General features: G+C 66.2%; 10 protein-coding genes. 3 read left to right on the top strand and 7 right to left on the bottom strand.

Annotated elements, in window-relative coordinates:
- Nucleotides 1-119 precede the first annotated feature (119 nt).
- Entirely contained in the window at nucleotides 120-1,655 is a 1,536-nt protein-coding gene (locus AC4JJG_RS18185; protein ID WP_495398786.1) for an HNH endonuclease signature motif containing protein, read from the top strand.
- A gap of 7 nt (nucleotides 1,656-1,662) precedes the next feature.
- Here the strand turns inward: AC4JJG_RS18185 and AC4JJG_RS18190 are convergent, their stop codons facing one another.
- Complete coding sequence (locus tag AC4JJG_RS18190) at nucleotides 1,663-2,862, bottom strand: benzoate/H(+) symporter BenE family transporter (RefSeq protein ID WP_495398785.1); 1,200 nt, start codon at nucleotides 2,860-2,862, stop codon at nucleotides 1,663-1,665.
- Nucleotides 2,863-2,934: 72 nt separating this feature from the next.
- On the opposite strand from AC4JJG_RS18190, the gene AC4JJG_RS18195 reads away from it, so the two are divergent.
- Nucleotides 2,935-3,477, top strand: coding sequence for a helix-turn-helix domain-containing protein (locus AC4JJG_RS18195; protein ID WP_495398784.1), 543 nt, complete (start codon nucleotides 2,935-2,937; stop codon nucleotides 3,475-3,477).
- A gap of 64 nt (nucleotides 3,478-3,541) precedes the next feature.
- Here the strand turns inward: AC4JJG_RS18195 and AC4JJG_RS18200 are convergent, their stop codons facing one another.
- Both AC4JJG_RS18200 and AC4JJG_RS18205 read right to left on the bottom strand, forming a co-directional pair.
- The gene (locus tag AC4JJG_RS18200; RefSeq protein WP_495398783.1) at nucleotides 3,542-4,234 is read right to left on the bottom strand and encodes a heparin-binding hemagglutinin; all 693 of its coding nucleotides are present in this window, start codon (nucleotides 4,232-4,234) and stop codon (nucleotides 3,542-3,544) included.
- A 218-nt stretch (nucleotides 4,235-4,452) separates the two neighbouring features.
- Nucleotides 4,453-5,853: a lipase family protein gene (locus tag AC4JJG_RS18205; protein ID WP_495398782.1), complete on the bottom strand. Its 1,401-nt coding sequence runs from the start codon at nucleotides 5,851-5,853 to the stop codon at nucleotides 4,453-4,455.
- A gap of 120 nt (nucleotides 5,854-5,973) precedes the next feature.
- Here AC4JJG_RS18205 and AC4JJG_RS18210 point away from each other — a divergent pair, with 120 nt between their 5' ends.
- A complete protein-coding gene (locus AC4JJG_RS18210) occupies nucleotides 5,974-6,666 on the top strand; it encodes a TetR/AcrR family transcriptional regulator (protein ID WP_495398781.1) in 693 nt (230 codons plus the stop codon).
- Nucleotides 6,667-6,685: 19 nt separating this feature from the next.
- Here the strand turns inward: AC4JJG_RS18210 and metE are convergent, their stop codons facing one another.
- From metE to AC4JJG_RS18230, 4 genes are all read right to left on the bottom strand, one after another.
- Nucleotides 6,686-9,007, bottom strand: a complete 2,322-nt coding sequence (metE, locus tag AC4JJG_RS18215) for a 5-methyltetrahydropteroyltriglutamate--homocysteine S-methyltransferase (protein ID WP_495398780.1) — start codon at nucleotides 9,005-9,007, stop codon at nucleotides 6,686-6,688.
- A 60-nt stretch (nucleotides 9,008-9,067) separates the two neighbouring features.
- The gene (locus AC4JJG_RS18220) at nucleotides 9,068-9,952 is read right to left on the bottom strand and encodes a 3-hydroxybutyryl-CoA dehydrogenase (protein WP_495398779.1); all 885 of its coding nucleotides are present in this window, start codon (nucleotides 9,950-9,952) and stop codon (nucleotides 9,068-9,070) included.
- A gap of 218 nt (nucleotides 9,953-10,170) precedes the next feature.
- Nucleotides 10,171-11,463, bottom strand: coding sequence for an isocitrate lyase (gene aceA / locus AC4JJG_RS18225; RefSeq protein WP_495398778.1), 1,293 nt, complete (start codon nucleotides 11,461-11,463; stop codon nucleotides 10,171-10,173).
- A gap of 377 nt (nucleotides 11,464-11,840) precedes the next feature.
- Nucleotides 11,841-12,608, bottom strand: a complete 768-nt coding sequence (locus tag AC4JJG_RS18230; RefSeq protein ID WP_495399597.1) for a hypothetical protein — start codon at nucleotides 12,606-12,608, stop codon at nucleotides 11,841-11,843.
- Nucleotides 12,609-12,614: the final 6 nt, after the last annotated feature.

Genomic DNA, 12,614 nt, shown 5'->3' on the forward strand with positions numbered 1-12,614 from the left:
ACCACACGGCCCCGCACCATTCTCGGACCACTGTTCCTCGAACCAACGCCCTTGATAATCGAACGTGTGTTCGATATCGTTAGGTTATTCGCAGGTCATGGCATCGGGGGGTGAACCATATGACCGCATCGGTCGAACCATCGTTATCGCTGACGGACATGTACGCGCAACTGGAATCGTTGGTCGATGGCATCGTTGCCGCGTCGTCGCAGTCGTGTTCGGAAGCCGAACTCGTCTCCCTCGCCGAAACGCATGAACGGTTGTATCGGCGGATGGCGTTCGCGGGGCATCGGCGGGTGATGGATGTGGCCGATCGTGACGCACACCGGTCAGCGGGCTGTCGTTCGATGCAGGACTTCATGTTTACGCGGCTACGCATCACCGATGTCCGCCGTCGCATGGATGCGATGAGCGCACTGATGCCCACCTACACCCTGCAGGGCGAGGTGAAAGAACCCGAATGCCCCGACACCGCAGCCGCTTTGGCCGAAGGCGCCATCAACCCCGATCACGTCGGCGCGGTGCTGGACGTGATGAAAAAGCTACCGGCGGCGGTGTCGGTCGAGGACCGGGAAGCTGCCGAGGCGACACTTGCTGAATACGCACGAGAGTTGACACCCAAGAGCATCCGGCAGGTCGGTGCACGGATTCTCGCGCACTTGGATCCGGATGGATCGTTGACCGACGACCGTGATCGGAAACGTCGGCGCCGGTTGTCGGTGCTCGACGCGGACTCGCAGCAGATGTCGAAAATCTATGGGTATCTCGACCCCGAAACCCGGGCGATGCTCGATGTGGTGATGGCCGCGTGGGCCGCGCCGGGCATGAACAATCCCGACGACGAGCAGTCGCCGGTCGGACATATCGACGAAGCCGATCCCGAACGAGTGAAGGAAGCGGCACAACGGGATTCACGCGGTGCAGCCGAACGCCAGCACGACGCATTCAAAGCCCTACTGCGCTGCGCACTCGATGGTGGTGTTCTCGGCAAATCCCATCGGGGGTTGCCACCACATCTGATCATCAAGATCACCGAATCCGAACTGCGGGAGCGGGCGGGTCTGGGCCACACCACCACCGGCGCCGATCTGCCCATCGGTGATGTGATCAAGCTGGCGGCCGACGCCCAGATGTATTTGGCGGTGTTCGCCGACCACACCAATGAACCGTTGTATCTGGGGCGAGCCAAACGGTTGGCGAATCAGGCCCAGAGGTTCATGGGTTTCGTGCAGTACGGCGGGTGTTCGGTGCCGGGTTGTCCGCGGCCGTTCTCCCACACCGAAATGCATCACGCCGAACAAGACTGGACCGACGGCGGCACCACCGACGCCAACGCCATGGCACCGGCCTGCCCACCACACAACCGACTCGTCGGACCCAAAACCGGACAACTGTCGACCATCAAGATCCGCACCGGCCCCGACCGCGGACGCTACGGCTGGACCCGCAACACCACCGACGGAGTGCCACCCGACACACCGCGAACAAACCACATCCACCTCGTCGACGAACTCGTGACACGACGACGGTCGCCATCGCCTCAGTCACCTACCACGTCCCGAGCCGAATTCGCGCTGCGTCAGATCTTGACTCAACCACGAACAGCACACCCGGACTTCATGTTTCGATCCGTTGACCTGCTGGCGGAGCAATGATCCGGCGTCACGCCGCCGTCGCCCGGCGGTGCTTCGACGACACCAGCAATCGATATGCGATCAGGCCGATCACCAAACCCCAGAAGGCACCACCGATACCGAAGAACGTCACGCCGCCCGCTGCGGCGACGAAGGTCAAGGCCGCCGGGACACGAGTGGCCTCCGCCGTGAACGCGCCGACGATCGCGGCCGCGAACGTGCCGAGCAGAGCAAGCCCGGCCACAGCCTCGATGAGTCCACCGGGGGCAATGGCCGCGATGGTGACGAGCGCGCCGGACAACCCGGCCAACACGAGATAGCTGATGCCGGCGCTGACACCCGCCACCCATCGGCGCGACCGATCGGGACCGGACTCGTCACCGGCCGCGAGAGCCGCGGACAGGGCCGCCAGATTGATCGCATGCCCACCGAACAGCGCCGCGACACCGGTACCCACACCCGTCACCGTCATCGCCGCCCGCCACGGCGTGACATAACCGAAGGAGGACAGCACCGCGACACCCGGGATGTTCTGCGACGCCATCGTCACGATGTACAGGGGCACCGCGATACCGATGACGGCGGCGAGATCGAAGGACGGCGCCGTGAACGTGAGTGTCGGCCACCAATGCTGCGGCACACCGTCATCGATCCCGTGCACACCGACATAGATGCCGATGACGACCAGTGCCGTCACCAACGCCAGCGGCAGCGCCCAACGGGTCAGCCACCGCGTCGCGGCGAGCCACACGATCAACACCGGAACCGTGAGCAACGGCTCGGCGGCAAGTGAATGCATGGGCGCCAGACACAGTGTCATCAACACCCCGGCGAGCATCGCCTGCGCGATCGGCACCGGTATCCGGCCGATCAACTCCCCCAGCGCCGGCACCAGACCGGTCACCACGATCAGCACACCGACAACCAGAAACGCGCCGACCGCCGCCGACCAACCCGCGTGATACCCGGCGCCCATACCGGCCAGCATCGCGGCACCCGGCGTCGACCACGCCAGCGTCACCGGCGCCCGGGAACGAACGCACAGCACGATGATCCCGAGACCGAACACCACGGTGAGCGCGAGTAACCCGGACGCCGCCTGCTCGGCACTCGCCCCGACGGCCCGCAACCCGGCGATCACCACGGCGAAGGACGAGGTGAAACCGACGAGCGCAGTCACCACCCCGGCGATGACCGGCTGCTGTATACCTCTGGTAGCAGTAGTCATGCCGACAGCGTAACGATATCGTTCTGTTTACGGAACACCCTGTCGCGGCGCCCTCTGACGCAAGGACCAACGATGACCAACCCGGACACCCGGCAGGCGGATATCCGCCGGGCGGTCGGCGACCGCATCCGGGCCGTCCGTCGCGCACGAGGGTTATCCCTGTCCGAACTGGCCCGCCGAGCCGGCATCGGGAAGGGATCGCTCTCGGAAATCGAGTCCGGCCAACGCAATCCGACGTTGGACACGCTGTACGCCCTGGCCGGTCCCCTGCTGGTGCCACTCACCTCGCTACTCGGCGAGACCGCGGGCACCGAAGGTCACGGCGATCACCTCCACGCACAGATCCTGCACGTCGAACATCATCCGGACGGCGAGATCACCGAGGTGTTCTGGCTACGCGTACTCCCCGGCGGTACGCGCACCTCACCCGCTCACGGCCCTCGTGTCACCGAGACCGTGCATGTGGTCACCGGTGCGCTGGTCGCAGGCCCGGTCGGCCGCGAGAAATCCGCGGCCGCGGGCGAGACCCTGCACTGGGTCAGCGACACCGACCACAGCTACGCCACCGAGAACGGCGCGGACGCCGTGCTCACCATCCACACACCCCCGACATGACTCGGTCCCGCCCACCGAAACGGTGAGCGGGACCGAGAGTTGTTGAGCGGTAAGAAAACCGGTGTCAGTTGGCGGTCTTCTTGGCCGGAGCCTTCTTCGCCGGGGCCTTCTTGGCCGGAGCCTTCTTGGCGGCGGCGATCTTCTTGGCCGGCGAGGAGTTCGCGGTGCGACCCTTGGCCTCGACGGTGCCCGCGGCGCCCGAGATCTCCTCGGCTGCGGCGTCGGCCTTGGCCTTGGCGGTGGCGCCGGCCTCGTCGATGGCGTCAGCAGCCTCGTCGACCTTGCCGCTCACGCGACCGGCCAGCTTGGCGGCGCGCTCGCCGACACCGCGGGTCTGCGAGGACACCACACCGAGGGCATCCTCGGTCATGTCGACGGCGTCGTTGTAGGCCTTGCCGGCGCGATCCAGATTCTCCTGGAACAGCGGCTGGCTGCGCAGGCGCTCGACGGCCTCTTCGCCGCGCTCGGCGAGCGAGTTGTACAGGCCGGTGGCGGCCTCGATGTACTCCTCGGCGACCTTGCGGAGCTCGTCGGCGTTCAGCTTGCCGCGCAGTTCCTCGATGCTGGCGGGCAGCTCTTCCGGCAGCGCGTTCAGGCGGGTCCGGGTCTCCTCGAGACGGCTCTGCGCGTTCTCGGACACGGTCTCGCCGCGCTCACGGAGCTGGGCGACGACGTCATTGAACTGCGTGACGACCAGATCGCCTGCACCGACGGCGGCATACAGCGGGTTGGCAAGGGTGCGGGTGGACTCACTCACAGCAAACTCCTCAGTGGATTTGTTTGGCCGGATGATCCAGAAATCTGACTGCATATATCTGGACGTCGATCTCATGCGCGCCGAAGGCGTGCCGGCCGATTTCGTTTCTGGCACCTCCCAGTATCCACCGTCTGCTAGCAAATGCAAGCAACCAGCTAACAGTCGTGGTAGAAGTCACTTTTTCGTGACACGATGTCCAGACAAAGGTCGTTGTGTCGTCACTTACCAGCTCCCAGGGGCCTGCCGAACATGCCCGCGAGGACGTCACCGACGACCTGACCCCACACCGGCCACGTCTTCGGATCCAGCGCCATCGAGTCGACATTGCGGGTCTCGCAGCCCGTGGCGACGGGCTTCCCCGCGAAGCGATCACGCATCCAGAGCATCCACGAGGGCGTTGCGACAAGGTCGAGCGTCACGTGTTCCGAGACATGGTCACGCGTGTAGAGCACCCGCGCATCCGGGTCCGTGCAGTACTTCGCGACCATGCGGTCCACCTGGCGCAGCGGCGCGATCCAGTCCCAGGTGGACTGATACTGGAAGAGCGGGAACCCGGGCGCCGTACGGCCGAGCCTGGTCGCCTCGATCACGCTGTCCACCTGAGGATGCCGCAGTGGATCGCCTCCGGTCAGCAAAGCCTTGTTGTCCAGGAACGGCACCAGCAGCGCCGTCCAGCTCAGACAGAGATTCTCCTTGGCGGAGAGCAACGCACGCCCGGCCGGCGTGATCCGTCGATCGATATAGGACTGCAGCTGCGGATATTCGCGGGCGAGTCCCTGCACCGCGGCCAGCACCAGACCCGCGGTCGCCTGCCCGTTCGCCATGTTCAGCGTCGCATCGAGATCGGGCTGCGTGCCACCGGCCACCGCACCGACGACGTTCAGCTCCGGAGCGTAGGTCGAATGCAACTCCGCGGCCCAGTTCGTACCGATGGCGCCACCGGAATAGCCGGCCATCCCGACCTTGGTCGTCGGCGCGAGTCCCATCGGTGCGAAACGGAGTGCGGCCCGAATTCCGTCGAGTGCGATACGTCCCTCCAAAGGGCCTGCGGCATAAGCGGATTTGGGGCCCTGGATATCGGAGGCCACCACGGCCCAGCCCTGCGTCAGGGCGGCCTGCACCTGCAGGAGCTCGTTGCCGACCGCCGCCGAACCGGTGATCGGATGGGGCACCGACGCGAAGCGATAGGTGTAGGACGGCTCGCAGTAGCGTGACAGGCCGTCGGTCGCCGACTGGAAGGACAGCAGCGGCCGCGGCCCCCGCGACGATCCGCGCGGCTTCATCACGGTCGTGACCGCGGCGATCGGCTTACCGTGGGTGTCGGTCGAGCGGAAGGACAACTGCCAGGCGTCGATCGGCACCGGCACCAGCGAATAGGTCGCGATGGTCGTCCGTCGTGCCGCGATGATCTCGCCCGGCTTCTTCGATGCCACCACCGAGGCCGGCGGATCGTAGAAGCCCGGATCAAGTTCCGGCGGCACCGCGATGCCCTGGTCGGGCTGGACCCGTACCGGTTCGTGACGGTTCGTCGGTGCCGCCCCCGCACCAGCGGCACCGACGAACAGTGCCATGACGACCACGGCCACCATGCCGGTCGCCCAACGATGACTTCTCGACATGCCCGCAGCCTCCCCTGTGGTGACCCGCGTCACCATCGAAGAGCATTCAAGCATGAAGTCATGTTTTGAACAAGCAATCGTTTCCCCAGACGTCATCGAGGCGCCATATACGCTCGGACCATGGCGAGCCGGCAGTCCCCGACCACACAGCGCCCCCGACGTATTCGCGGCCTGGACGCGCAGGCGCGGGTCGCCCAGCGACGCGGCCTGCTCCTCGACAGCGCCCTCGACCTGTTCGCCGATCGCGGATTCCACAACACGTCGGTCGAACTGATCTGCCAGAACGCCTACGTCAGCACCAAGAGCTTCTATCAGGTCTTCGCCAACCGCGAGGAGTGCTACCTCGCGCTCTACGAGCGGACCGCCGCCGAATACCGCGACGCGATGGCCGCGGCACTCGCGGATGCGCCCGACGACGAGATGGCACTCGCACACACCCTGATCGACCGCTATGTCCGGGTACTGCTGAACGACCGCCGCAAGGCGCAGATCACCTTCGGCAGTTCGCGCGCGATCTCCGTCCGGGCCGAGCAGGTTCGGCGCGAAAACCGCTTGTGGGCAGCAGATTTCGTCAACGAGCTCTGGGTCGCACGCGGCGTGCGGGTGTCGCGGACGGTCGCGGTCGCGCTGATCGGCGGGATCTTCGACGTCGTCACCGACCACCTGCTGATGAGCGAGGGCCGGGGCAGCGAACCGAACGCGGAGATCGACACCGTCGTCGATGACCTGCTGACCTTCTACACGGCCTTGCGCCTCGGTCTCACCGAACTCGGCGAACCGTCACCCGGCGAAACCGCGGCCGACACCGACTAACCGGCGCGCCCGACCGGACTCAGGCCCCGGCGTCGCCCGCCTGAATACGGCGGCGTTCACGCCGGGCGGCCGCCACCATGTTGCGCAGCGACGGTTCGAGCTGCCAGTAGTGGCGCGTCTTCAGTCCACCATCCGGGTTGGCCCAGAGCCGTTCCGGATCGATCGCCTTGGCGGCCCGCTGGATTCGTGCATCGATCTCGTCGATGTCGGGGATCGCGGCGCTGCGGCTCTCGTACACACCCGGACCGACTCCACGCTGAATCACGGTGCCGCGCTTGGTCAGTTCGTCGAGGACCCAGTCGATGGACCGGGTGGCGACGATCGACGTGACGTCGGCATCGAGGGCGTCGAACGCCTCGACGACCTTCGCGATCGACGAGTAGCCCAGGTGGGTGTGGATCTGCGTGGCAGGCTTCGCGCCACCGACCGCCAGCTTGAAGGCGGCGACGGCCCAGTCCAGATATCCCTCACGTCCGCGTTCGCGCAGCGGCAGCAACTCCCGAATCGACGGCTCGTCGACCTGGATGATCTTGATGCCCGCCTTCTCGAGATCGGTGACCTCGTCACGCACCGCCAGTGCCAACTGCTCGGCCGTCTCGTGCAACGGCTGATCCTGACGCACGAAGGAACGCGCGAGCATGGTGACCGGTCCGGTGAGGATGCCCTTCACCGGTTTGTCGGTGAGCGACTGCGCGTAGGTGATCCACTCGACGGTCATCGGGCCGCGACGTTTGATGTCGCCGTACAGGATCGGCGGCCGCACGAAGCGCGAACCGTAGACCTGCACCCAGCCCATGTGGGTGGCCACGTAGCCGTCCATCAGCTCCGCGAAGTACTGGATCATGTCGTTGCGTTCGGCCTCGCCGTGCACCAGCACGTCGAGTCCGATGTCCTCCTGCAACTCGATGACCCGCTTGATCTCGTCCTTGAGACGGTCGACGTATTCGTCCCAGGTGAGGCGCCCCTGGCCGTAGTAGTAGCGGGCCAGTTGCACCTCCTTCGTCTGCGGGAAGGAGCCGAGCGTGGTGGTCGGGACCGCAGGCAGACCGAGGGCCTTGTCCTGCGCCTTCTTGCGCTCGGCGTAGGGCGCCCGCTCACGCTGATCGGGCCGGATGTTCGCAACCCGTTGGCGCACATCGTGTTTGAGCTTGAAGTCGACCTTGGTGGGACGGGTGTACCAGTGTTCGGGTGCACCGTGGCTGATGGCCTTGGCCAGCGCCACCACCTCGCCCACCTTCTGCTTCGCGAAGGACAGGCGGTCGGCGACGTCGCCGGGGATGTCCGGCTCGATCAGCTTGTCGACGGGGACGTGCATGAGTGTGCACGACGTCGACACCACGAGGTCCGGGATGTGTTTCTTGATCGCGAGCAGGTAGTCGAGCTTGCCGCCCTTGGCGGCCTTCCACACGTTGCGGCCGTCGATGACACCGGCGTACAGGCGCTTGCGCTTGAGTCCGGGCACCGCGGCGAGTTGTGCCGCCGACATCGGCTCGCTGATCAGGTCCACGCCGATGGCCTCCACCTTGGTGGACGCCAGGATCGGCAGTGCCGCACCGAGATCGCCGTACTGACCGGTGACCAGCAGGCGCGGACGGAGACCTGCACTGCCCAGCTGCGTGTACGCGCGGCGGAGCACCTCGAGCTCCTCCTCCGTCCGGTCACTGGTGTAGGCCGGTTCGTCGAGCTGGATGCACTTGCAGTTCTGCTTCGCGAGACGTTCGAACAGGTCGACGTAGGCCGGGAGCAGGTCGTCGAGGCGGTCGATGGGCCGGAAGCCCTCCGGCGCATCGGGTGCCGCCTTGGACAGCAGGAGAAGGCTGGCCGGTCCGAGAACGACCGGACGCAGTTCGATGCCCTCGGCACGGGCACGGGCATGCTCGGCCAGCAGACGCTCGGCCATCGCCGGGAAGTTCGACAGTGAGAATTCGGTGTCCGGACCGATCTCCGGCTGGCGGTAGTGATAGTTCGTGTTGAAGAACTTCACCAGCTCCAGCGGCGGATATTCGGGCTTGCCCCGCGCGATCGCGAAGTACAGGTCGATGGGCTCGAGTTCGTCGCGCAGCGGTTCGAAGCGGGACGGGACGGCACCGAACAGCAGCGCGTTGTCGAGGACGTGATCGTAGAAGGAGAAGGTGTTGCCGGGCACCTGTTCCAGGCCCATCGCGGCGAGTTCGCGCCACAGACCGTCGCTGATCTCCTGACCCGCGGCGAGCAGATCCTCGCGGCTGCCACCACGGTGCCAGTAGTCCTCCAACGCGTTCTTGAGCTCGCGTCGAGCACCGATCCGGGGATACCCCAGAATCGATGAGCCGTATTCGATCTCCTGCGCCGAGCTAGTCATCTCGTCGACCCTATCCGCCAAAGTCCGGGCTATGTGCTCGAGTGTTCGTGCTCGAGTGGGTTACTTGTTCGAGCCGTTCTCGCCGTACTGGTAGAAGCCGCGACCGGACTTCTTGCCGAGGCGGCCGGCCTCCACCATGCGCAGCAGCAGCGGCGGCGGCGAGTACAGCGGCTCCTTGAACTCCTCGTACATCTTGTCGGCGATGGCCTTCACGGTGTCGAGACCGACGAGGTCGGTGAGCTTCAGCGGACCCATCGGGTGCGCACAGCCGAGCACCATGGCCTTGTCGATGTCCTCGACCGTCGCGAAGCCGCTCTCCACCATGCGGACGGCGGACAGCAGGTAGGGCACCAGGAGGGCGTTGACGACGAAGCCGGAACGGTCGGCGGAGCGCACGACCTGCTTGCCGAGCACATCGTGGGCGAAGGCCTCGGCGCGCTCGGACACCTCGGGCGAGGTCATCAGCGTGGTGACGAGCTCGACCAGCGGGAGCACCGGCACCGGGTTGAAGAAGTGCATGCCGATCACGCGGCTCGCGTTCTCCGTCGCCATACCCAGTTTCATGATCGGGATGGAGGAGGTGTTCGAGGCGAGCACCGCGTTCGGGTCGGTGACGACCTTGTCGAGCTCGCGGAAGAGCTCGGTCTTCACGGCCTCGTCCTCGACGACGGCCTCGACGACCAGCTGGCGGTCGGCGAAGTCACCGAGGTCGGAGGTGAAGCGCAGCCGCCACGACGCCTGCTCGCGCTCACGCTCGGTCAGCTTGCCGCTCGACACACCGCGGTCCAGCGAGCGCAGGATGCGGGAGCGACCGGCCGCGGCCAGTTCCCGGGTGGACTCGTAGACCAGCACGTCGGCGTTGGCACGGGCGCACACCTCGGCGATGCCTGCGCCCATCTGGCCGGCGCCGATGACACCGACTCGAGTGATCTTCTGGCTTGCCATTGTCGGCTCCTCGCATGTGACTGGGACAGCGGATGTGTCTGAGATGGCTATCGGCATCGTGTGCGATAGCGGGGCTTGGAAGTCTGTTGTCGTACAGGGTGGGGAGTGTCCGTCCACCCGAAAGTCTAGGTGTGTGCGAATGATCCCGGGGTGGGCAAGGAGGAACCCTTGCTCACCCCGGGATCGTCAACGCATGTTCCGCATCAGCGGGTCAGTTCCTAGTGGAACTGGCCTTCCTCGGTCGAGCCCTTGAGAGCCGCGGTCGAGGTGTTCGGATCGACGGTGGTGGCGATCCGGTCGAAGTAACCGGCGCCGACCTCACGCTGGTGCTTGGTGGCGGTGTAACCGCGCTCCTCGGCGGCGAACTCGCGCTCCTGCAGGTCGACGTATGCCTTCATCTGCTCGCGGGCGTAGCCGTGGGCCAGGTCGAACATCGAGTAGTTGAGGGCGTGGAAGCCGGCCAGGGTGATGAACTGGAAGGTGAAGCCCATCGCGCCGAGCTCGTTCTGGAACTTGGCGATGGTGTCGTCGTCCAGGTGCTGCTTCCAGTTGAAGGACGGCGAGCAGTTGTAGGCGAGCAGCTGGTCCGGGAACTCGGCCTTGACGGCCTCGGCGAACTGCTTGGCGACCTCGAGATCCGGCTTGCCGGTCTCCATCCAGATCAGGTCGGCGTACGGGGCGTAGGCCTTGGCACGCGCGATGGACGGCTCGATGCCGTTCTTCACGTTGTAGAAGCCCTCGGAGGTGCGCTCACCGGTGATGAACGGGAGGTCGCGCTCGTCGACATCCGAGGTGATCAGGGTGGCGGCCTCGGCGTCGGTGCGGGCGATGACGACGGTCGGCGTGTTCGCGACGTCGGCGGCCAGGCGAGCCGAGGTCAGGGTGCGGATGTGCTGCTGGGTCGGGATGAGCACCTTGCCACCGAGGTGGCCGCACTTCTTCTCCGAGGCGAGCTGATCCTCCCAGTGGGTACCGGCGGCACCCGCGGCGATCATGGCCTTCTGCAGCTCGTACACGTTGAGGGCGCCACCGAAGCCTGCCTCGCCGTCGGCGACGATCGGCACGAGCCAGTTGTCGACCGAGTCGTCACCCTCGACGCGCGAGATCTCGTCGGCGCGCAGGAGTGCGTTGTTGATGCGGCGCACGACGGACGGCACCGAGTTCGCCGGGTACAGCGACTGGTCGGGGTAGGTGTGACCCGAGAGGTTCGCGTCACCGGCGACCTGCCAGCCGGAGAGGTAGATGGCCTTGAGGCCGGCGCGCACCTGCTGCACGGCCATGTTGCCGGTGAGGGCACCCAGGGCGTTGATGTAGCTGCCGTCGCCCTTGGTCACGCCGTCCCAGAGGATCTCGGCGCCGCGACGGGCGAGGGTGTGGTCCTCGACGACGCTGCCCTGCAGCTCGGCGACCTGCTCGGCGGTGTAATCGCGGGTGATGCCCTTCCAGCGCGGGTTGGTGTCCCAGTCCTGCTGGATCTCCGCGGCGGTGCGCGGCTTTCCGACGTTGCTCATGCCTACTTCGCTTTCGGTAGTCCGGTGGATCTCGGATCCCGGTGGATCCGTGACCGCTGTGGATCTGTGAATCGCTCGCAGATTTGCGAACTCTTCGACGGCTTCCGTTGGGGCCTGGAGACAGGGTGCCACACAACAAACCTGCAGGTCCAACCCTTGAGTGCTGCAAAATTAGGCCATCATTCCGCACAGTTTTGCAAAGTTTGCAAAACTGGTCATGTGAAAGTCGTTGGTGTCGGTGCCAAAAAGTACGCGCGTACTGCATTTTCCGTGACGCGCGACGGCCACCCGCCGCCGGGCCCGCGGTGCGCGCACCGGGGAGCTCCGCACGCATGCGCACCCGGTTCTGTGAGGCCTTTCACAGGCCCCCGAACGGCTCAGTCACCCAGAGCCGAGCGAAGGACGGTGGTGAACGCGGTCCGGAATTCGTCCGACGACATCGGTTCCGGCGCGGGACCCGACGCGGCGCCCGGCTCGCCGGGTGACGTCGCCGGACCACCGTCACCGGTGATGGTGAGCTGCACGCTCACCCGCTGGGGTTTCGTGAGGACCGCATATCCGGCGAAGCCGACCTGCTTCCGGACGCCGCCGTCGGGCAGGGTCGTCGTCACCTCCGAGCGCACCGCGAGCGACTGCTCGACATCGGCGTTCCGCTCACCGAGCGCCGGTTGCGGCAGCGGGATGAAACGTGTGACGACACGGCTGCCGCGGAGAGTGCCCGCATCGATGACCGTCGTGGTCACGGCGCACGGACCGGTGCTCACACGCCGGTCCGCCGATACGTCCCGGTCCTGCGTGGTCACCAGCGCGACATACGACGCCGCGGACGCCCGGGCCGCGAGAGTCGCGGAATTCGCCTCGGTGAGCAGCGGATTGAGCGCCGCATCGGCGGTCGGTGCACACTCGGCCGGGGTGACCCGCGTGGTCTTCGCCGCATCGATCACCCCGCGGTTCTGCGCCACCAGATCGGGCACGGAGAACGGGGTGACGGTGAAGCCGGGCGGCAGTGCCGTCGGCGCGGGCAGCAGGTCCGCGGGCGCCACGGGCCGGTCGCGCGCATCGGGGCCGCCACCGCGATCGCACCCCGCGACCACCAGCACGATCCCCACCGATATCGCGACCACCCGACCGACGACCCCACGCATCACGCG

This window comes from Gordonia sp. B8661-1, from assembly GCF_059427765.1.